Below are 23,246 nucleotides of genomic sequence, written 5' to 3'. Positions count from 1 at the left end.
GTTGGTTGTTTTTTTATGCAGCTTTCGTATCCAAATAGTAAAGGAGCAAAGAGTGAAATATTTCATAATAATTTATAAAAATAAAAAAAGAACTCCAAGGAGTTCATTCGGTCAATTTCTTGAAATGGTACGCCCTAGAGGATTCGAACCTCTGACCCAATGGTTAAAAGCCATTTGCTCTACCTGCTGAGCTAAGGGCGCACATTTTTTGGTGCCCGGGACTGGACTTGAACCAGCACGGTATTGCTACCGAGGGATTTTAAGTCCCTTGTGTCTACCATTCCACCACCCGGGCGTTGCACTTGTTTCATTGCTTATTTATTATACATTAAATTAATTAATTCAAAGTATTTTTTTAATATTTTTTTATTTATTTCTGTTCATTTATTAATGAACGTAATTATTTTATATCAAATAGAATAATTAGCAAAATATTTTTTAGGTTTTTTATGTTTGCTTTAATTGTGGAAGTTTATGGAAATGTTATTAAATTTAATAAATAGTGTTTAAATTATAAGTATAGACAGAAACAAGTAAAATTGAAAATATCACTTTAAATAGAATTTTAATTTCACACAAATGATAATTTCTGATCTCATTAAAGTTTTTAAACTTAAAATAAAGGAATAACTATGGAAAATATCCGTTTAAAAGCAAAAAAATATGTCTTTAAAATTAAAATGGCTATTTTGGGAAATATTTTTTTAGCTTTTTTATCAATAATTTTTTCGTTACTTATTTATATTGGGTTAACTAGTAAAGAAGAATCAACTTCATTTTCAGATTCAACAACTTTACCAATGACTTTTCTTACTATTTGTTGTTTTGTTTCTGTCATAACTCTTAGTTTTTTTATTTACATTTATATTTCATTATTGCAAAGATTGAGATTTTCAAATAATCCTAAATATAAAGAATTAAGAAAATATTTCTTAAATTTAGAAAAGTCTAAAATGAAGAATTTTATATTAAAGAGAACTTATTATTTGAATTTAGATGAAAACAATGAGAAATTAGTAAATAGAGAATACAACCCAGTTAAATTCAATTTTAAGATTTTTAAAATAATCTCTCATATTATGGAAGTGATTATAATTGGAGGATAGAAAATTAAATAGGTTGATACCTATTTTTTATTTTTAGCACTTTTGCTTTTTTGGAAAAATAACAAAACAAAATGAATTAAAGGTGGTTAGTTATGCTTTACAGAATGTGAGATCAAGATAAATATTGTTCTAATTTCTTTATCTTCTACAAAAGACATAATTCAAAACCATCAGCTTATCATGCTTCAAAAATGAATGGTTTATTTCATAAAACTGTTATAGAACAAGATAAGAAACTGCAAACAATGAAAATTTCATCATTGATAGATGCAATTTCTCAAAATAAAAGTTATATTTGCTCTACTGGTACAACAACAAGATTTATCAATATTGATATTGATGAAAAAGCAAATAGAATTTTTTCAACTCTTTTGAAGTACAACAATAAATTTTTCACAAAAAGTGATTTAAACAACAAAAATGATAAAGAAATGTTGTTTTTAAGGTATTTTTTACCTACTTTTTACTATGAAACTAATTCATCAACTGATACAAAAGCAAGAATTAGATTAGTTTATGCATTAGATCAAAATGTAAGTAAAGAATTAGCAACAAAAATTGTTGAAAAATTAATAATTGTGATTGAAAGCATTTTTAATTCAAAAATTGATACAGCATCTAAAAACATTAAGCAAATATTCTATGGTACATTGAAAAATGTCTTTTCAAACAAGAATATTAGAGTGTATAGTGCAGAAAAGTTATTAGAAATTTTGAATTATGTATTCAAACTTTTAAATTTAAGTGAAAAACACAGAAATTCTAGTTTTGGAATTACATATGATTTCAATAATTCTTTTGTATCTAACAACTATGATGAAGCATTATGAATTTATGTTGCATTATCAAAGCACAATAAAGAACATTTATTGATAACAAAGAAAAAATGAATAAAGAAATTTGAAGATACAATGAATCGCAGACCATACTTTAAAGTAAAACATAATACAAAAGGTTATGAATTATTAAATACTTACAAGAAATAAATTTAAAACAAAACAATTAAAGGAGATAAAGAGTGGAAATAACAAAAATAACACAATTTTTTGCAGAAAATGTTTCAGCAAGTGCTTCTGCAGTAAATGATAATCTTGCTTCTTCTATTTCATCATCTGTTTCAGGTGGGTTTAAGTCCTTACTTTCTGCAATTACAATACCTGTAATTATTGCATTAGTGGTATTTATTCTTTCTGGTGCTGTTTTATTGGCTAAAAAATTTATGAGAATATCCAAAACAGATCCAGAAAATTATAAAATGGAAATCAAAAAACTTTATTGATATATTGGTGGAATAATGGCTCTTTTCTTTTCACTAATATTCTTTATAGTAATGCAATCTAACAATTGATCAATTTTAGCAGATTACACTCCAAAAGCATTGTAAGTAATTTAACAAAACATCTTATTTTAGGTATAAAAAGTGTTTGCCTGACTAATTAATTCCATTGGTTATGCGATTTTCTCAGGATTGTGATACATACTTGTATTTCTTCCTGGTTGAATTCTTCATATCATTTACACAACACTAGAATTTGTTGCTTTAAAACTACCAATTTACATTTTATTTGGTGGTTATGAAATAAACTTCTCAACTGGTTTCTTTATAAGGTTCTTTGGTATTGCACTGATATGTCTTTTCTTTGTAGTTGGTATAGTCTTTTATAGATTTATACAAGCAAGAAAAGATGTAGAAAACCAACAATTATTCAAAGAATCAATAAAGCGTGGGACATTATCATTTTTAATGGTAGTTGGAATACCAATATTAATGTGATTAATGATGATCTTTTTTGTAATTATTTATCAGTTAGTTAAAAATTCAATCTTTAACCAAGATACATCTCTATCACAATACATATTTAAAGTATTAGAACCAAAATGAACTGAAACATCAGAAGGACACAAAGCATGAATTCAAGTGCAAAATACATTTCAACCTTTAAGTTATAATGAATGATTTTACATAGATGGTAGTGGTATTTTACTTATCATCAAACTTGCAATTGCAATTTTTGCAATTGTAGTTGTGATCTTTGGACTTTTTATACGTGTTATCAAAGCAATTGCTTATGAATTTGTTTATTTCTTATGATTACCAGTTGCTATAACACAAGGGACTAATGATGCAGGAGAAACATTAAAGAAATGATTTGCTAAATTCACAGAGAGTGTATTAAGTATTTTCATTATATTAATTTGTCTTCTCTTATACATTATGTTGCTTCAAACTACTTTTGAACAAGTACCATCATTGATTGATGAGATTTTAGGTGATAATTCAACAGCACTTTCTGGTGAATGAACTACATCAATTTTATCAATTGCAATCATCTTAGGTATGACTTATGGAATTAATGGTATGATAACCAGATTAATGTATTTCTTTAATCTAGATCAGTTTGCTGAATCATCAATCAGACTAAGACGCAACAAGAACAAAACAGCAAATAACACAGCAAATACAAAAGAAACCAAAGCTGAAGCTAACAAAACAATTAGCTATGAAAAAAACACATTAAAAAGAAATAATGATTTAGGTGTAAGAGCAAAAACAAGTGCTAGAAATGCTAAAAACACTATGAGTAAGGAAAAAACAGCAGAACAAGCAATTAACAATGCTCTTAAACCTTGATTTATTAAGATATTTAACAAGTTGCAAGAAGGAGATAAGGTGAAATAGATGCTACAAGCAAAACCACTAAAAAGAAACCAATTCAAAATTTTTAGAAATATGTCTTGGTTTGATATGATTGTATTTCTGATTTTTGCTTTATCTGACTTTATAATTTGTTTCTTTGGTTTCCCACATTTAAATATTGCATATAGAGTATTAATTTCAGTAATGTTTATACCACTGATTATGTCGTTATTTTTAACAGTTAAAGATACATCATATAAGGTTTATCAAATGCTTTGAATTTGAATTAAGTATGAATCATCTAAAAAGAAATTTAAAGATGATGAGATAAATGACTTAATGGTATTCACTGAAATAGATAATGATGGAGTTCTTGCTACAAACAAACTAAGCAAAAATAAAGAATTTTATGCAAGATTATTGAAGTTGCATGGTAATTCCATTTTTAAATATGATAAATACAACCAAGAACAACTTTTAGAAGAACTAACAAAAGGAATTAGTACTATCAAAACACCAATTAACATCATTAAAATTAACAGTAAAAATGATTTTAAGGAAAATATATTCTATGCTGATGAAGCACTTAAAAAATTTAAAGACAAGAAATCACAAATTTATTTAAATGCTTTAAAAAGTGATTTAGAGTTGTTTGAAAACCAAAAATACCAAGTCTATTACATTTTAGTTTATGGTGAAAGTGAAACTGCATTAATTGAAAACACCCAAAATGTTAAAACTGCTTTTGAGAATGTTAATTTCTTAATTGAAGAGCAAGATCAAATTCAAACATTGCTTTTTTATAGTAATTTCTATGATCTTGATAAATCACAACCAGAAATTGAATTAAAAACATTAAATGCAAGAACAGATAGAGTAAATATTAGAGAAATATTAGACATAAACTCTATTGAGTTTTCTTCAAATAACTTTAAGGTAAATGATAAATACCACTCTATGCAAGGAATAAAAGAATTTGATTATGAAGTAGATAATGGTTGACTTAATACTATTTATGATAGTGATTCAAATGTTTTTATCAGTATTAGTCCTTTATCACAAACTGTTGCAGAGAAACTTCTTGAAAGTTCCAACAGAAAAATTGGAGCACAAGCTTATGAAAAAACACAACACTTTTTAAGAGATAAGAAAAACCAGTATGAGTATGAAATTTTTAATCAATTGACTGAAAACATTGTTAAAAACCAAACAAAACCACTATTAGATGTTGGAGTTTATCTATTAAATACAGCATTAAAAGAAAATGATTTAAATGAAATCGAAAAAGTAAATGAATCAAATGCTAAAAAAGAAAACATTAAGTTGGGAAAATTTAATTTCGAACAGTTTAAATGTTGAAATCAATCACAAATTCCACCAACAGATTTCTTAAACACCTCAATTCAAGCATTACCAGAATTAATTGCTTTTGGTTGACCTTGAAATTTAGAATTATTGAATGATCATAATAACTTTATTTTAGGAACTCAAAAGAATGATGGTTCCCCAGTGTTCTTTGATCTATTCCATAGAGATGGGTACAGGAGAAATAGTAATGCAATTATTATTGGAACATCAGGTAGTGGTAAATCCACTTTCAGTATGAAACTTTTAAATTATATGCATTATGCAAAATCACAAATTATCATCATTGATCCACAAGATGAATATGTTGATTTATGCAAAAATATTTCAGGTCAATATATTGATATAAAAAATGACTCTAAAACAATTATTAATCCACTTGAAATCCAAATAAACAAAGTAAATAGTGATAATACCACTGTATTTAACATAATTGATAATCACATTGACTTTGTTTCAAAATGATTCCAAATTCTTTTTGAAAGCATTTCTAATACAGAGAAAATTCTAATCAAAACTGCTTTAAAAACTCTTTATATTAAATGAAATTTTTATCACCAAAAAACAATTAAAGATCTTAAAAGACAGAAAAATTGACCTATTATTGATGACTTTATTAAAGAACTAGAAAACACTCAATTCAATAATGAATTAGAGAAAGAAATTTACCAAAAACCATTAATTAAACTTGTTAAAGAGTTTAAATTCTTTTTCCAAGAACAAATTTCTAATAAAAACATCTTTAATAAACCATCAAACATCAATTTAGACAACAAGTTTATTGTATTTAATGTTAAAAAACTGCTAGCACAACAAAATCAAGGTTCAGCACAAGCACAAATTTATTTACTATTGAATATCATTAACACAAAAATTTATATGAACTCAATCAATAATTCAAAAAATAAGACAATTCTTTTTATTGATGAAGCACACTTTGCTTTAAAAGATAACACACCAGTAATTAGAGAGTTTATTATTGATACAACCAAAACAATTCGTAAATATAATGGTTCTATTGTTTTAGCAACTCAAAATGTAAATGATATTTCACAAAATGCAGCAAAAATACTTGGAAATATTCAATACTCATTTTTCTTTAACTGTAAGCAACTTGATATTGATTCAATTAAAGCATTATATGAAACCAACCAAACTTTAACAGATCAAGATCTAAAATTCATTTCAAATGCTAAAACAGGTGAATGTTTAATGCTTTTAACTGAAAAGAAACACTACCAGATTAAAGCAAATTACAACAATTTAGAAAAAGACTTATTCTTTAAAGATTTCACAATTATAGAGAAATACACTAAGTCTCTTAAATTTGAAATAACAGCTTTATTTAAAAAGTTATCTGATTCAGAGTTGAAAGATGAATTATTAACAGAATATAACAAGGAAATAGCAATGTTTGAATCTAATTTATCTTTATATTCTAAAAATCAGGAATTTTTAAGTTTCCTAGTTTCATTTAAAGAAAACTTAATTAAAGTAATCAGAAATATTTAGTTTAAATATTTTAAAAGGAGAATGAATGAATTCAGAAACATTTTTTTACAGTTTGAGATTAGTAAATGGTGAAAGAGTTGAAAACTTACCTTATGATAAAAAAGTAGATCATATTTATTATCAAAACAAAATTAAAACAGGTGAATGATACTTTTCATTAGATAGAGAAACTAACTATTATCATTTAAAGAACAAAAATGGTGATTGAATTAAAACTGATTACTCACCTGATAGAGCAGATTTTGAAATAAATAGATTTAAACTTTTAGAACACCTTTTAACAAAAGATACCAAATATTATGATAGTAGATATGGGTACACAAGATCAGTTAAAAAAGAAACATTGCAGGTTGAAAAAGCATATCTAGCAAAAAGAATGTGTTTTATTGAAATGCAAGGAAAAATGCTTAATAATGGTGAATATGATGTTTATCAAATTAATCAAATATATCATTCAACATATGGAGAACCAAGAATTACAAAAATTAACAAAGAACAAGTCTCACATATTTATACGTATGATGATATAAAACTAGGTTATTACTTTATTAAAAAGGGAGTAAATAGCGATCCTTTTGCAAAAGAAGTAGTTGAAAAAGTTTTATCAGATGTTAAAGAACTTATAGAATTTGAAGATGATTTTTATGATGAAAGTGAAACTGATTAAAAATCAGTTCAAGGAGTAAATATGGAATTAGAAAAAGAATTAAAAGATGAACTAAAATACTTTATAAAACATTTCAAAATAAATATGAATGAAAATGCTGTTTTTGAAGCAATAGAGAACAATATTGATACAAGTGATAGAAAATTATTACTCAATGTTTTAAGTTTCTTTAAAAGCAATTTTAAAGGTTATTCAAATGAAAACATTGCAAATTTATTATGGCCTTCTATAAATAACCCTGAAAAGTTAAGGGAAATTTATCAAGAAATCTGAAAACATTCAATATTTTTGAAAAAACAAGATGATGATTGAAAACTTGCTTATTTAGAAAGCAAAGCACAAGATATTTCAGAGAGAGTATTTAGATTTGATGAATTACAAAGTTTAATAAATATTGATCTAAAAGAAAACGGTTTAGAAAGTGAATATATTTACTTAGTTAGTGAAATTAAAGATCTTTCTACAAATGATTTTCTTTCAATTAATGATTCAAGAAACAAAATTGAGATTATTAATTCAAAAAAATTAGATGAATTATTTAAAGAGAAACTCAATGAAAGTACTGAAGATTACATTATTAGCATATTAGAGAGAAAAAAATGAGTAAAACAAGTTTAAAAAAAAGATGCTGAAACATGAATTAAAAACCAGCAAATTCCATGTTGTAATCATAGAAAACATAATATTTATCAAACAATGAAGTATGCTAGAAAACATAATAAAGTTGTTTTTGATACTGTATATTGATTATTGAATACACAAAAAGTGAATTTAACACATAAAAATTTAGCAATAGTTTGTAAAACTTTATGTACGCCACTCAAAAAACTTAAAAAAGTGAGAATAGTCAATTTTTACAATAAATTATTCCATAGCAAAACTAGCAAATATATTGCATTCACAAAACCAGAATATAAGGAAACTATCTGAAACTTAATTGATAAAGATATCAAAAGAAAAGGTAAAAGTTCTGAGTTATTAGAATATAAAAACACATTATTCAAAGAATACACAGATGAAACACTTAAAAATAACTATTTAGCAGTTTGTGTAATTACTGATGGTATTGATGAAGCAATTTATACACTCTTTGAAAATTTTGATGAAATCAAAAACTCACTTAGATTTGCTATTGAAAAGGAATTATTAGATTGCTGATATAGAGAATTTAAGGATAATCCTAAAAATATCCAAGGAAAGTGTTTTTAAAAGATAAGAAAATAAGAAACTATGCAAGTAGTTTTTTATTTAAAAATAAAAGAAATTTACTAATTTTAAGGAGTAAAAATGAAAAATAAAAAGTTAATTTTAACTTCATTATTACAAATTCCTATAATAACAGCTATCAGTACAATTTCATATGTTCCAACTGATACATTTAGTCCTGAAACACCTGATGATATAGAATTTACAAAAGATTTTACTTATGATAGTTTGTTAAAAATGTTTCATGATGCTTTTCCTGAAAATGTTATTTTAGGGCCAAGAGAAAATGAATATAAGTTAATTAATGAAAATCACATTTCAACTGAAAATACAGATGCTACACCATACATTAACACAGGTAATGAGATTGACTTTGTAAATCCAAGGTATTTTGATTTAGATGAAGAAAGAGACAAAATATATTCATTATTGAATGATAATGTAGAAGTATTATCTTTTGATAGTTTTTGACTTAATTTCAAAGGAAACTTAAAGTTTTATGATGTTTCTAACCAAGACATTTTCAATGTTGCTAATAATAAACCTAAAAAAGCATTAAATTTAAGTAATATTCCAGAATTATCTGAAAAAATAAGATCAGAACAAATCAGAGCAACAGTATTTGGTGTAAATTTCAATGAGACAAACAACAAATTTACTTCATCATATATACCAAAATACCTAACATATAGTTATAAACAAAATTCCGCAAATAATCAATGAAAGTTATTTTCAAAGCAAACAAACCCTGATTGAAGCAGAAATAACACACCAGAAAATGCAACAATTACCATTCAAAATAATGAGTTTTGAACTTCTATAAGACCTTTTTACCCATCAGGTGGATTAATAATTACTTCTGATGGATCTGAAAATTTTAGTTTTCTTCAAAATGATGAAGTACATGATTTAAAAGATGCTATGCTTAATAGTTTCTACAAATTAAACTTATACAATGATCTAAAAACAGCATACAGACATAAACAAAATCAATATTTAGTGCAATCTAATAACCCTATAACAATGAAGGTGGAAAGACCCTTGCCTAATAGTTTATGAATTACACCTAGTGCAAGAGAAAGAAACCTTAGAAACTTAGAATTCACTACAACAATAAACTACATTGATGAAGCAGATATGAAAGAATATGCATTTAATCAATTCTTTAATGCAAGGGGACTTAATAAAATCAATAATGAATGATACTTTCAGGTAGATTATGATGCATTTGTTGATTATGTTTCTAATTTTGGTAAAAATGTTAATCAATTAAAGATATATGAAATTCTAAAAGAGACTTTTGGAACAGCAAATTTTGAATTCAAGTTCCAGAAGGAACCAGAAGTTATTGTTAAATACAATTATTACAATAATGAAAGTGGTGTAAGAGTTCATTTAGTACCTAATTACTCATACTATGATACCAATTGATGAGAAAGATTAACTATTAATGTACCAAAAATAGTGAATAATGAAACATCATTACAAAAGATATTTTCACTGAATGTTCTTGCACCTAAAAGTGATGATCAAGTTTCAGGTGGTGAAAAACCATCAGATCAATATCAAATTTCACAGTTAGAACAACCATCAATAACATTTTTCTCACAAGCAGTTATAAACCTACCATTAAGTGTTAAAAGAAATGAAGAATTGCTTATCAATGATAAAGTAATACCAGTTTCATTAACAGGTTTTACATATAATGTTTTACCCAATGATAAGAAATTAAAGATACAAGTTAAGGTATATCATAGAGAAGAGAATGGTGAAATTAATAGAGATAATTTTAAAATTTACACCATTACTGAAGACTTGTTTAAATCAGCAAAAGTAAATACAGTTTTTGATGAAATTGAATTTAAATTGCATAGTTGAGACCCAACAGTTAATTTAAATCAAGCACAAAAGATAAATCCATACATAATTGATACTAATTTTAAGGAAATTCAAGATGTAGATGGTAATTTAATACCAAACCCTGATTATGACCCTAAAATTAATGCTAAAACAGGTACATACGAGCAAATCTGGACTTTAAACAGTTCTTTTTACAAACACATTCAAGATCTAAATTTATGACCTACAATTACAAAATTAGAAGAAAACAAACTTTCAGAATACTTTGCAGAAGAAAGGAATTCCATCATAGCAAAAACAATCTTTGCTGATAATGGTTTAGTTCTCAATTTTGGAGAAGGTTTTGATAGAATTGATGGTTTTTACTTAGGGAATAATTTAAGCGAATTAAATGATAGTAAAATAAGGAATTCTAAGTTTTCATTACCTAATGAAAGTGAAAAGATATTATATTTTACAAGTCCAAGAGCAAATGGTTGATATCTTTTAAGTGCAACACAAAAAACAGGATTAACTAAGTATTATTTAATTTACCAAACAAACCAAAAATTCAAGCAAAGAGAACAGCAAAACATTCTGGATAAGGCATTTAATGAATTAAGAAATGCAAAATTAGTAAATAATTTAGCAAATTCAAAATTCCTTACTCCTTTTAGAGAATATACAAAAAATAAGTCATTAGATATTGAAAGTATGAGTTATTCAGACTTAGTAATTGAATATGAAAACTTCTTATTCTACAATAATGTAGTCTTTAATGTTAATTTTAAAGAGTTAAATACATCAGAATTATTAAGAGAATTCTTTTTTGATGAGTTGATTAAAAACAATAAGCTTATTTTAAGAGATCAGCCATTATTCAAGGAACAAACAAATAGTGAATTACCAATAGATAATTGAAATTTATCTACTCCTTTAAGGAGTGTTTTAGGGAATTTAACACCTAATAACTTATCATCAAAACCAGAACTTAATGAATTTTTAGAATTATTTAAGCAATTTCTAGAAACAAAAATTCAAAACAACAAAGAAGTTAAGAATATTTATAGTTATTTTTCATCTGAACCTATTTCAAATGAAATATTAAAACCAGAAACTTTTGAATATTTAAATAATGTTAATGATAAAAATATTGAAGTAAGACAACCAAATGAAAGCATTTATACATATGACTTTTCATTCAAATATAATCTAGATCCAAACCAAACCGTTATTAGATTTAATATGAATAGAAATAATCATACTGTTGATTTAACACCATTCCTTTCAGCACTTGGTTATAAGGTTAAATGACCTATAAAAGCAGAAATTGATAAGGGCAAAATTAAAGAGTTTTTAGAAAACAAAACTTTTAATGATTGAAACAATGAAACTGGTTTGAAGGAAATTATTGATTATATTAAAGAGAATATCTTAAACATAACAATTAATGGTGAAACATATCAACAAAATGCATTTGATACAACAGAAATACACCTTGGAACCAAGGAAATTCAACTTAGAGATATTATCAATGCATTAAAACCAGAAATTAATTTAACAGCAAAGAGCATTTATATTTATCTTAATAATGAAATTGAAGTAGAAAATGAAAATATGGTGTTCTATCAATCTGATTCAAGAATTGATTTAGAACTACCAAACTTCTCAAACCCATTTGCATTTTTAAAAAGCATTAAGAACTTATCATATGATAATTTAACCAGAGATGAACTTGTTGCAAAATTGAATGATCCTGCATTGTTTAATAACTTTGTAATGAATACATATATTGATAACAAGTCATATAACTTTAACCTTAACTATTTAAGAGACTTTTACATACAAAATATCAATGATAATTTAAGTCTTTTAACAACTGATGAATACACAAAATATTTATCAGATGATGAAATAAAAGATGAAGGAGTTAAAACATTGCTTAAAAACCTTGTTTTAAGGCCTTTAAATGCATTAAACAGAGATGATATATTAATAGAACAACTTAAATATATCTTTGCTAATAAGAGCAAAATAAATGCTAATAGTGATAAAACCAATTTACCTAACTTTAATTTACCTAAACCTGAATTAATCAACCAATTCAAAACACCTGAATTCAAAGTTGAATATCAAGAAGCAATGAAAAATTATGAAGTATTAGAAAGAATTTTTAAGTACTGAGTACCAAAAGCAAGAAAGAGTTTCACTATTTCTAACCATAGAAAGACAATTTATGATGGAACATTATCAGAATTACTTTCTGATATGGAACCATTTAAGATTATTTTAAGTGATGAAAATAATTTATTTACCTGAGAAAAAATAAATGATTTCTTTCGTTCAAAAATAAGAGAGTACAACAAAATTTCACTGCAACCAGATAAATTTAGGTTTTTAAATAATTCATTAGACAAATTTAAAGAGTGATTAGAATATGCTAAAAAACTTAAAAATAGTCATAGAAAGAAAATTTTATATTACTTATGAAGTTTTTTAGATCAACAAGCATTAAAAATAAGCAAAAATAAAGTTGAAACCATAAAACTGTTTTCACACTTTTTCCCAAATGCTACCATTGATAACCTAATACAAGGTATTTATGATGGTTTAAAACTCACAAATAAATATCAGGGACAAGATACTGAAACATTAAAAGAAGGTATTTTCAATAAGGAAACAAGTTTAAATGAAAGTTTCTACCTATTAAAAACATCAACCAACTTTGTTTCACCATTTAGATCTATAACTGGTACTTATAATTTACCAATTTATGTTTTTAGTAATATTGATCCAGAAAATTTAAATGATAACACATTCAAAACTACACCAGATGATGATTTTACAGATGATTCTGGTACAACAAATACCAATGGTGATGATGAAGGAGATGAAGAAACAGCTAATGGAAATCCAGGAAAAAAATGGTGATAGTGGAATAAATAATGGTGATGATAATCACTCAAACACCAATAATAATGACGCTGGAAACGGCAATGAAAATAACCAAAAACCCAATGATAAAGGGACAAAAGAAAAAAACAATGATGCGGAAACGCCAAATGGTGGTGATAAAAACCCAATTCATTTAGCTAACAAAATTGACTTATCAAAATATAAGTTTAAAAATATTCAGTTTTTTATAAATAATGAATATTTAGATGATATTAAAGTTGAAATTGTTAAAGAAATTGTGAAAAATATTGTTGAAGTATTTAATTTTGATGAAAAAATAAAGTCAGAAATTATCAATCAAATTGAACTACCTGAATTTGATGATGAGTTTTTTAAAGTTATCAACAAAAAAGAGAAACAAAAATTAATTAATGGTAAAGATTACTATGAAAATACCAAACTACTTAATTTTAGAGCAAAGAAAAACTCAACTATATTAACAGGTGGAAATAACTTTACAATAGATTTTTACACTAGCAAAGATTTTAATCCATTCAAAAAGCAGGAAGAAGCAGCAAAAGAAAGGATTATATGAATTTCATCTGTTGTACTTGGAATAATAATACTATCAGGTGGAATAGCAACAGTATTTACACTAAATAAAAGACAAAGAAAGGTAAAGGTATTCTAATGAATAAATGAAAAAAAACCTATGAGAATGAAATTCTTTTGGTTATGAATTGTAGGTGTAATTTTTATGATGTTTATACCATATTCAATCATTGACTTAGTTAATAGTTGATACCTATTTGATACAGCACAAATTGTTATTGTGATAAGTATTATTACAATTGCTACAATCTTTTCTTTTGTATCAATAATCTATTTATTCTTACAATTGAAAATAATCAAAAAGAAACGTAAATTAACAAAGAAATTAATTGCAATTCAAAAGCAAAATAACCCAGAAAATGCAAAAACAATTAAACAAATTGAAAATGAAATTGAAGTTTTAAATAAAACCTACTTTAAATAAAGGAAAAATATGAAAATATACTACAAAGGAACAGTATTTCCATCAAAACACAACAAAATTACAATGGATGTTAATAATGTTGGTTATTTAATTAATGTAATTAATTCAGAACATTTTATACCATGAGAGAAACAAAAAGTATATATTACTGAAATTCAAAAGGACATATATGGTTTCAGAACATTTAATGAAAACATAATGTTTCAGCAATTAACTCAACCAAAAGACATCTCACCATATAAAGCACTAACAATACTTAGAGATAATGATTTAATTGATTTATGCAAAGCAATAGTAAATGAAGACTATAATAAATTACTTGAATTAAAACTAAGTGAGATGACCTTAAATAGAATTTTTAGAACAATGAAAAAGACAGCATTATATGTTCTTGATTCATTAAGAGAAAAAACACCAATTCAAAATTTTGATGGAATAATTCAAGCAGAAACAGAAACCATTCAAAATGATGAAAAACTCTAAGAAATAGCATAAAAAAAATAAACTCACTACACATTTATGTAGTGAGTATTCTTTTATATATTTAAATTTATATCTTAATATATTATAAAAAATGATGAGTGTATATTGCTAACAACAGCACCCCATACTTGATGCAATGCAACCTTATTTTATTAATGTGTGGCGATGCTTGCAAACAGGTTGTTCCATTTAATTTTCATGTTTTAAAACACTACTAATTCACACATAAATATTGTATCATTATTTTTTTATCTTGATTTATTAATTTCTGATATCATTTCCATAAAAACATCTCAGTTATATAAAATAAAAAGGTTTTTAAATTAAGAAATTATCAAATAAGACAAAGGCAACATTTAAATGTTGTTTTTTAATTTGAATTCAGTTTGGAATTTCCAAAATTTTATAAAAAAAATGATGGGTTATGGTTCACAATAACCCCCACCTTAAGACATAGCAACCTTATTTTATTAATGTGTGGCGATGCTAGCAAGTATAATGTGCTACTTATTGATTTCTCAATCACACATAAATATTCTAGCATAAAAGACATTTATTGTTTATATTAAAAAATTCATAAAAAAAGATGGATTATGCTTACTGAAAAGGATCCATCTTACATTAAATACTTAGTTAAATAATTATTTTAAATTACATTTTTGATAATCTTTGCATTAAATCAACAAATGCAGCATATTCTTCTGGTCTTTCTCTTTTTTCTCTTTCTAATCTTTCATCTAATTCTTCAGGTGTAGTTCAACCAGAATCAACACTTATAATAACTTTGTTCTTGCTCTTTGGAATCATATTAACTTCTTTCTTTGTAAATAAATTTTATCTTTTTCTCATTAATAACCAATAATTATTTTATTAAGTAATCATTTTTTGATTTCAGTTCGTGTTTTTTCTTGTCTTTCTTTAATATCTAATTCTTTTTCTTTAGATAATTTTTTGAAACATGTAGGGTTTTGATTTTTAAAATCTTGACTATTTTCAAATAGATCTGCTATTTTAGCATTTGATAATTGAAATTCAAAACAAGCTATTTCATTTTCTATATTTTTATTATATTCTTCAAGAAAACTTGAATTCTTAACATTAGAACTTCACTTAAAATAAAAACCAAAATCAAAAAGCATTACTTTTAATAATGAAAATGAAAATCTTTTATTCCCATTTTTTAGCAAATGAGAGTTTAAAACTGATATAAATATGTCTGTAACAAAATCAAAAACACTTCATTGCTCCTTGTATGAATATATATTTACAACCTGTTTTACTTTATCTATTATTTTTGCATTTGGATCTACATATTGAAAATCATTTGGATCTTTTGATATTGCTTTAACTGCTTTTGCAGCAGCAAATGCTTTTGGTATTATATTGTCTTCAAAACTCTTTTTTATGTAATTTTCAACATTTTTCATTTCATTGAACTGTATACTGTGTATTTTAAATAAAATTTCTGCTGGTTGATAGAATTTACTATGAAATTCTCAATTGCATGTTTCACTATTAAAATTTATCAATGAACTTTTATATATATTAACAAATTCATCAATATTCTGAAAATCTGCTCTTGCAAGTGTAATATTTATTTTTTTCATTAATTTCTCCGATTATTTTATTTTTCTCTTTATTATAGTTATATCAAATTAATGATTGTTTTTATGAATGCATAAGAATTTGCATTGTTTTTTTATGGTTTTCACAATAAATAACATTTTGTGAAAATATAAAGTCAAAGCTTATGCAAAATGTAAAATGAAATCTATGTAATTTGTAAAATGAATGATGTTTAAAATGTGGAAATTGAAACTGGAAAAACTCACAATTCCTTTGAATTTAATATAATTTATATTATGAAAAGAAATAAAAAATGATTAAAATTTATCATTTTAGGAGCACCTGTTGTGCTTCTTCCATTGATATCAGTGTCTTGTGAAACACTTAATAAGTACTTTTTAAAATATAGAAAAGAACCAAAAGATAAACAAGATCCTAAATCACCTTCAACACCCCCAGAAACAAAAAAGGAGACACCTTCAACACCACCTGAACCAAATTCAAACACAAGAAATCAGGCAAACCCAATTGATGTAATTAACAATTTCAATAGTATTTATACATCACCAAATCAATTTGATGTAAATCCACAAGCATTTCATGCTGCTGGTACATTTTTAGCACATATTATACCTGCTAAACCTTCAACACCACAAGAAACATGGAAGTTCATCTTAAAACATGCACCTACTATCTGATATTACTCAGGAATTAGCAAATATTATGATTACATATTACAAGCAGATAACTTACCAAATAGTGTTGAAACCATTCAAAAAAGATTGCTTAAATTAAAATCAGGGCAAAGCAGTTATGAAACTATAAACATTGAACCACCAAGAACTAGATTAGGTATAGAATGAGTTAATGCTAGAACATATGACTTAGACACAATTATTCAAGTATTTGGTGATTTCTATACTTTTACTTCTGGTTATGCTTCAATGTACCATGGAATTGTTCCATTAGAACGTGATAGCAAAGAGACAGAGATTAAAAAGTCTGTTTCAGATCGTGATGCAAACTGACATAAATATAGAGAAGCAGACTTAACAGAAGAAGAAGGAAGCTATAAAAGAATTTCATATCGTGATATGTATAAAGTTTCAAGAAACTTCTATGAAAGACAAGACAGACACTTCATACAAGATAGAGTTAAAATAAGTCCAAATGATAGTTCAAGAGAAAGAAGATTACTTTCACTTGATCCTGTTCCAGGAGTTGCACCTTCTGATTATCTTTATGTTAATAAATGATACAACTATAAATACCCTTATTCATCATTAACAAAAATAGATAACAGAAATTATATTGGTGTATTCCCACAAGAATATCAAACAGAAACAAAAGAATGATCTCCAATGCTATTTTACAATTCAACACTTGTTTTAGCACCATTTAAGGCCATTTTAAACTCAAATGTAATGAGTAAAGGTCTTACACTATTAAAACACTATGTAGATTTCAAAATAGTGCTCTCAATGCTTAAAAAAGACCCAACAAAAACCTTTATTGAGTTATTAGATGATCAAACAAACACAAAATTACAAGAATTCTATGCTAAAAACAATTACACAAGAGGTTTCAGATCACTTTTATCAGCATTAATTGGAGCAGTTTCTAATGTAATTGACCCAACTATCTATTTAAACTACATTAATGAAGATGGTAAAAAATACTTCTTCTATGATGAATGACCTGATTCATATGAAATAGCATTACATGGTCGTAAAGACTACTTACAACCTTCAAATCAGCGTGCAATTTATACTTTTGGTATAAATCTATACAACAAGTTTTTAATGCCTTTAAATTACATTTTAAATGGTAAAGATGAATTTAAATTCATTAACTCTAAACTATATTCAACACAAGATGAAGCAGAAATTGCACTAGAATTTAAAACAGCATTATTTAATGAATTCTATAAACCAGTATTTGGAGCAATTGAAACACTACCAAAAGATGCAAATGATGATGCTAAATTAATGGTAGCAAGACAAAAAGTTAAAAACTTCCTTGAAAATTCTATTGTTAAAATAGTTTCAGCAGCACCAGATTCTAATGAAAATAACCATAAGTATATTCAAAAAGATAAGAATTTACTTTTAATTTACAATATTACATCAAAAGATATTGAATCAAATCACTTCAACAGACTTTGACTAAAACCTGAAACAACAACAGGAGAATAACTTAATATCACATGCATAAGATTATTAATTCTTATGCATTTTTTAATCTTATTTATGTGAAAATAGTTTCACAAAATGTGGAACAGCACTTATTTTAAGGTTTATTTAGTAAAATTTGAATATGAATGAAAGAAACATAAAAGAAATAGAATACATTAATAAATTATCTTGTGATGAGATAACAGCATTATCTGAAAAGTTCAAAAACTCAGATGAAAGAAGAGAACAAAAACTAAATATTAACAAAAGAATAGTAAGAAAGATAATAGGACAAAACAACAATGTATATGAATTTGTAATTTATGAGTATTACTACTATGTTAATGGTAAAAAACACTTCAAGAGATATTATCCAGAAAAATATATACATCTATTTCATAGAACTTATGATACCAAACTAGTTATTGATAGTTTTTATCAATACTGTGGTTTAATTAGAAACAAATTTGTTAAGATCAGTTGAAATTTATGTAAATATTATGCAAACAAATATGACTTATTTAACCAAACAAGCAATATAGAGATAAAGAAACAATATGCAAATACAATTTATATCTCAATTGATGATTGTTATGGTAAAGCAAGAGGAAATAATAAGATCAGCAAAACAAATAGCAAGATCATAAAAATATTCTCTGATAAAAATGAAAGTCCAATTTATACATATGAAACATACACTTCACAAGACAAAGAGAAGCTTACAAACAAATCAAGAGCAGAATTAATAATGACTATTATTCAAAAGTACTATGTTATAGACACAAACACCAAATTATACCTTTTAAGTGATGGTGCAGTTTACTTCAAAAATTTAGCAAAATTATTGAATGCAGAACATATTTATGATCACTTTCACTTTATTAAACATTTCAATTTCATATTCAAAAAACCAATATTTATCATTAAGAATAATGTTAAAGAAAAACTCTTAATTGATAATCAACCAGTATGGAAATGACTGCAAAATTCAATTGAAAACAAAGATGAGTTCATAGACAAATTGCTACAACTATTAACTTATGAATTTAACAATAAGAACACAAAAAATAACATAAAAGCATTCTTGAAATTCGTAAATAACAATTGCAAAGACTTAAAATTCAATGTAAATAACATTACAGCACAGTCTGAATCATCTGTAAGTTTATTTAAATCGTTATACAAAAAGAGATATTCAACATTTTCATTAAATACAATATTCAATTTAATCAGTATCAATAAAAGTGAAAAATGCAACTTCTTGAATTTTAAATCACTGGTTAATGAAATCAGGGAAACAGCAGAAATTACTTATGAACCAATTCTTTGAAATGAGATAAATTACAATCATTATTGAAATAATTAATTTGAATATTTAAGGAATTGTGGTATCACGCGTGCATTATGCGCGATAAATATATTTAGAATAAATATATTGCTCTTGTCTTTAATATCATCCCTGATTATTTCAAATTGGGGGGTTAACATTAAATAGCAGGTATTGCTTTATATAACAGAGTATATTCAATTAGTCATAGTAAATGACGCACTAATGAATAGAATATATTCAATACAACATGTAGTACATGACGCATTAAAGAGTAAATAAGAAAATTACACATCATTTATAATGATGTGTAGGTTTAATTACAACCTTTAATAAAGTATGTTCCACATTCCAGTTAATTTTGCATTTTTTTGCAAACAGATGTTAATGTTGATATAATATTTAAAAATGTAAAACCTACATTATTTTCCTTCCCCCATATATTATTAAAAATAAAAACAATCCAACAACAATTCGTGCAATATACTCAAATGAAAAAACTGGTTTTAAAATTCCAAATCAATTATTAAATACATCAGATTATTTTATTAATAAATTAAAAATGCCAACAACGGAAAATGGCACAAACGAATTAAAAAGCATCATGACAATAAATTCTTTTGATTATCCAAAACCAAAAGAATTAATACAATATTTATTAATGTTAACACAAAATCAAAACGCACGCATTCTTGACTTCTTTGCCGGAAGCGGAACAACAGGGCATGCGGTCGAAGAATTAAACCGTGAAGATGGTGGAAAGAGAACTTATACTCTTGTAACAAACAACGAAAACCACATCGCTGACAAAATAACTTATGAAAGGCTTTTCAGAATTAATCATGGTTTTGGAACAAACAAAGAAACAATTAAATGAACTGATAAAAACGAACCATACAACTCAAATCTAGATGTATTTCAAATTAGATATGATGATATTTCACCATTCATAACCGATCAAGAGGAACAATTAAATAAAATAATGCAAGACATTAAACAAATGCTTAAGGATTTTGGTTTAAAAAATATACCAACAGATAAGCAAATTTTATATAGATTAAACCCTTTAAAAATAAGAAAATAAGACAATTTAAATGAATAACAAAAACATTCTCGCTTAGGAGAATGTTTTTGTTAGCTCTTAAAGACATTGAAATAATATGTACCAATTTTAGATAAAAGTTCTTGATCAACTCCTTGAATACTTTTGTGAGTAATACCTCTTGTAAGGTCATCTTCAATTGAATAAATCATAATTGCTTTAGTATCATAAGTGTTATCTTCATTAATAAAGTAATTACTTTTAACTAAGTTATATTCTAAATCGGTTGATGGGGTATAGTTGATGAAATCAAAATTTTCTAATCCTGTGTATTTTTCTTCAAATACAGGACGATAAATTTCATTACTAAAATCAACATGATTTACTAAAAATGTTATTTTAGTTACTAATTCATCATTATTTAATTCAGTATTAGATGAATCTAATTGAATTAAAATCTCTTTGAATTTATCTAGGAGTTTTTGATCATGCATAACTCTTGTTTCAATATAATTTCTAAAATCGCTTAATTTATTTGGATCAGTTAAAGTTTCTAAATAAATATTTGATAAATCTGTTTCTATTTCTTTATAGACATCATTATCTTGGAATAAATCTTTTAAGACTATGGTTAAGTATTGTTCGTAAAATTTCTGCATGTATTTTTGATATGCTAATTCTTGATTAAAACCAAATTCTTCAAGAACATTGTAGTGTTCTGAATAATTTTGCATTGGACCATCATTTAATACTTCATAAATTTTATCTTCTCAGTATTCTTGATATTTACTTTGTTCATCTTTAGCAACTACAAAACCATCGACAAGTAAAACATTTTCACCGATTTTAAAACCATCAATTGTTCCTTTTTCAACCGTGTCGTAGTTGTTTTCTGAATAATATGCATCTAATAAATCACCATTGTATAAAATCGCACTATCAACAGCATTATATTTTGGATTTATTAAAGTATCAAGTATTCCTTGACCATCTGCATTGAAAGAAATATTTTTATATAAATTTCTATTTGAACTATTTGTTCCTTTTTTAAGTAATCATTCAAAACCATGGATTTGTTTTTTATAGTTGTTCTCGGTTGTTTTACCAGTAAAATTATCTTTTATAACATCAAAATTACTTTGTTTGTTAATAAGTTCATATTGTGAACCATACAACATATTTACTCTAATTGCATCTGTAACAACAAGATTCTTATAACCCTTACTTCTAAGTGTATTAATCAAATTCAACAATGAATTTGGTGACACACTTTTACTTTCATCTTGATATTTGATTGTTTCATTTAGTTTATTTGCATTATTCAATAAGTCTTGATTATTAATATATGGTCTAATGGTATTGTCATCTTTATCAAAGCGATTATATGCAACCACGCCATCTTGAGCATAGTAAGGAATGAAATATTCTCACAAATGCTTAGGTGTGTCATATGGAAGACCATCAGCATCAGTTTTAAGTTGTTCATCATAACTCTCAAGGTGTTTTCAAACAATTGGAGTGTAAATTGCTTTTAAAGCTTTTTTAATTTCATCACTAGTTAAGTCTTTATGAGTTTTAAATAACTTTTTGAAGTTAATTGGTTTAACTAAGTCTTTCTTAATTAAATTAACTGCTTGAAAATCACTACCAATACCAGCAATAGCTTTTTTATTAACTAAGGCAGTTGTGAACTCATTTATTTCATCAAACACCTTATAGTTAAAGGTCTTTTCTACCTTTTTGATGTTTGCCTGCGACATGTATGATTTGTAATTATAAAATGAAGGTTTAAAAGGTGTAGAAAATTTAACAATAGATAATATTATTGTTATTAAAGTAACAAGGGAGATAAATATAATCCCTGCTGCATGTTTGATTTTCCGTATGATATTATGATTTGATTCCATGACTTCCTTTATGTTTGTTATATTTTTAAATTTTAATAATTTTTTAACTATTTTTATAAAAATAACAAAAAAGATTTATATCTACGGTGTAGTGGTAAAAGTTATTGAAATAACATTTATACTAGACTTATTTTTATAATAATAACTGAAAAAAAGTAAATAAAACATCCACCGAAGTGGATGGTGCATTATAAGCCGTGTTCTGTTCTGATAAAATCAGTGTTGGTAATTTATCTAATGTTATAAAATAACACTCCCAAAACTTGTTCAATTCCTTGTTTCGGGTTCCCCTACCAAAATTTGGGTTTCTAGCTCATGGAGTTTACCGCGTTTCACAATTCTCGTCTCTGTGGCACTAGTCGTCTGGGCCTAAGCTTATTTGGCTTAGCATGATCACTACCATCATCGCAGATGGTGCTAGCACGGACTTTCCTCTACTCAAAAGAGCAGCTACCAACTATGCGTTTATATGATACTCCAAAC

General features: G+C 25.7%; 18 protein-coding genes, 2 tRNA genes and 1 other RNA gene. 15 read left to right on the top strand and 6 right to left on the bottom strand.

Translation table 4 applies throughout. The features are described from left to right. Nucleotides 1–125: 125 nt before the first annotated feature. A tRNA-Lys gene (locus H9M94_RS03145) sits at nucleotides 126–201 on the bottom strand. Nucleotides 202–209: 8 nt separating this feature from the next. After that, nucleotides 210–295: transfer RNA gene (locus H9M94_RS03140), tRNA-Leu, on the bottom strand. A gap of 337 nt (nucleotides 296–632) precedes the next feature. Here H9M94_RS03140 and H9M94_RS03135 point away from each other — a divergent pair. The 12 genes from H9M94_RS03135 (at nucleotide 633) to H9M94_RS03080 (ending at nucleotide 14,747) form a co-directional block, all read left to right on the top strand. Continuing rightward, nucleotides 633–1,106, top strand: coding sequence for a hypothetical protein (locus H9M94_RS03135; protein WP_187469481.1), 474 nt, complete (start codon nucleotides 633–635; stop codon nucleotides 1,104–1,106). A gap of 92 nt (nucleotides 1,107–1,198) precedes the next feature. Then, the gene (locus tag H9M94_RS03130) at nucleotides 1,199–2,092 is read left to right on the top strand and encodes a hypothetical protein (RefSeq protein WP_187469244.1); all 894 of its coding nucleotides are present in this window, start codon (nucleotides 1,199–1,201) and stop codon (nucleotides 2,090–2,092) included. Nucleotides 2,093–2,124: 32 nt separating this feature from the next. After that, nucleotides 2,125–2,490: a hypothetical protein gene (locus H9M94_RS03125; RefSeq protein WP_187469245.1), complete on the top strand. Its 366-nt coding sequence runs from the start codon at nucleotides 2,125–2,127 to the stop codon at nucleotides 2,488–2,490. Between the two features lie 36 nt (nucleotides 2,491–2,526). Further along, nucleotides 2,527–3,786, top strand: coding sequence for an Mbov_0396 family ICE element transmembrane protein (locus H9M94_RS03120; RefSeq protein ID WP_187469246.1), 1,260 nt, complete (start codon nucleotides 2,527–2,529; stop codon nucleotides 3,784–3,786). Continuing rightward, nucleotides 3,787–6,621, top strand: a complete 2,835-nt coding sequence (locus H9M94_RS03115) for an Mbov_0397 family ICE element conjugal transfer ATPase (RefSeq protein ID WP_187469388.1) — start codon at nucleotides 3,787–3,789, stop codon at nucleotides 6,619–6,621. Nucleotides 6,622–6,646: 25 nt separating this feature from the next. Next, nucleotides 6,647–7,288, top strand: coding sequence for a hypothetical protein (locus H9M94_RS03110; RefSeq protein ID WP_187469387.1), 642 nt, complete (start codon nucleotides 6,647–6,649; stop codon nucleotides 7,286–7,288). Between the two features lie 21 nt (nucleotides 7,289–7,309). Continuing rightward, nucleotides 7,310–7,906 (top strand): hypothetical protein, encoded by a 597-nt coding sequence (locus tag H9M94_RS03105; RefSeq protein WP_187469386.1) that lies wholly within the window; start codon nucleotides 7,310–7,312, stop codon nucleotides 7,904–7,906. 78 nt (nucleotides 7,907–7,984) lie between these two features. Next, on the top strand, nucleotides 7,985–8,497 hold the full coding sequence (locus H9M94_RS03100; RefSeq protein ID WP_187469385.1) for a hypothetical protein: 513 nt from the start codon (nucleotides 7,985–7,987) through the stop codon (nucleotides 8,495–8,497). Between the two features lie 78 nt (nucleotides 8,498–8,575). Further along, the gene (locus H9M94_RS03095; protein ID WP_187469480.1) at nucleotides 8,576–13,267 is read left to right on the top strand and encodes a hypothetical protein; all 4,692 of its coding nucleotides are present in this window, start codon (nucleotides 8,576–8,578) and stop codon (nucleotides 13,265–13,267) included. Further along, nucleotides 13,239–13,919, top strand: coding sequence for a hypothetical protein (locus H9M94_RS03090; RefSeq protein ID WP_187469479.1), 681 nt, complete (start codon nucleotides 13,239–13,241; stop codon nucleotides 13,917–13,919). The genes H9M94_RS03095 and H9M94_RS03090 overlap by 29 nt, the downstream gene beginning before the upstream one ends. A gap of 21 nt (nucleotides 13,920–13,940) precedes the next feature. Beyond that, nucleotides 13,941–14,264, top strand: coding sequence for a hypothetical protein (locus tag H9M94_RS03085; protein ID WP_187469478.1), 324 nt, complete (start codon nucleotides 13,941–13,943; stop codon nucleotides 14,262–14,264). A 9-nt stretch (nucleotides 14,265–14,273) separates the two neighbouring features. Then, nucleotides 14,274–14,747 (top strand): hypothetical protein, encoded by a 474-nt coding sequence (locus tag H9M94_RS03080; RefSeq protein WP_187469477.1) that lies wholly within the window; start codon nucleotides 14,274–14,276, stop codon nucleotides 14,745–14,747. Between the two features lie 651 nt (nucleotides 14,748–15,398). Here the strand turns inward: H9M94_RS03080 and H9M94_RS03075 are convergent. Beyond that, on the bottom strand, nucleotides 15,399–15,554 hold the full coding sequence (locus H9M94_RS03075; protein WP_187469439.1) for a hypothetical protein: 156 nt from the start codon (nucleotides 15,552–15,554) through the stop codon (nucleotides 15,399–15,401). 41 nt (nucleotides 15,555–15,595) lie between these two features. Further along, nucleotides 15,596–16,354 (bottom strand): type II toxin-antitoxin system death-on-curing family toxin, encoded by a 759-nt coding sequence (locus tag H9M94_RS03070; protein ID WP_187469440.1) that lies wholly within the window; start codon nucleotides 16,352–16,354, stop codon nucleotides 15,596–15,598. Between the two features lie 255 nt (nucleotides 16,355–16,609). Here H9M94_RS03070 and H9M94_RS03065 point away from each other — a divergent pair, with 255 nt between their 5' ends. The 3 genes from H9M94_RS03065 (at nucleotide 16,610) to H9M94_RS03055 (ending at nucleotide 20,898) form a co-directional block, all read left to right on the top strand. Next, nucleotides 16,610–18,508: a hypothetical protein gene (locus H9M94_RS03065; protein ID WP_187469476.1), complete on the top strand. Its 1,899-nt coding sequence runs from the start codon at nucleotides 16,610–16,612 to the stop codon at nucleotides 18,506–18,508. Between the two features lie 121 nt (nucleotides 18,509–18,629). Beyond that, complete coding sequence (locus H9M94_RS03060) at nucleotides 18,630–19,853, top strand: Mbov_0401 family ICE element transposase-like protein (RefSeq protein WP_187469475.1); 1,224 nt, start codon at nucleotides 18,630–18,632, stop codon at nucleotides 19,851–19,853. A gap of 382 nt (nucleotides 19,854–20,235) precedes the next feature. Next, nucleotides 20,236–20,898: a DNA methyltransferase gene (locus H9M94_RS03055; RefSeq protein ID WP_370576698.1), complete on the top strand. Its 663-nt coding sequence runs from the start codon at nucleotides 20,236–20,238 to the stop codon at nucleotides 20,896–20,898. Nucleotides 20,899–20,948: 50 nt separating this feature from the next. Here H9M94_RS03055 and H9M94_RS03050 read toward each other — a convergent pair whose 3' ends face one another. Then, entirely contained in the window at nucleotides 20,949–22,763 is a 1,815-nt protein-coding gene (locus H9M94_RS03050) for a hypothetical protein (RefSeq protein WP_187469473.1), read from the bottom strand. A gap of 186 nt (nucleotides 22,764–22,949) precedes the next feature. Further along, nucleotides 22,950–23,228: RNase P RNA component class B (rnpB, locus tag H9M94_RS03045), an RNA gene on the bottom strand. Nucleotides 23,229–23,246 lie beyond the last annotated feature (18 nt).

Origin of the sequence: Mycoplasma sp. Pen4 (genome assembly GCF_014352955.1) — a bacterium.
GTDB lineage: Bacteria > Bacillota_I > Bacilli_A > Mycoplasmatales > Metamycoplasmataceae > Mycoplasmopsis.
The sequence above is the reverse complement of the archived record's forward strand: the minus strand, read 5'-3'. Positions and strand labels throughout refer to the sequence as shown.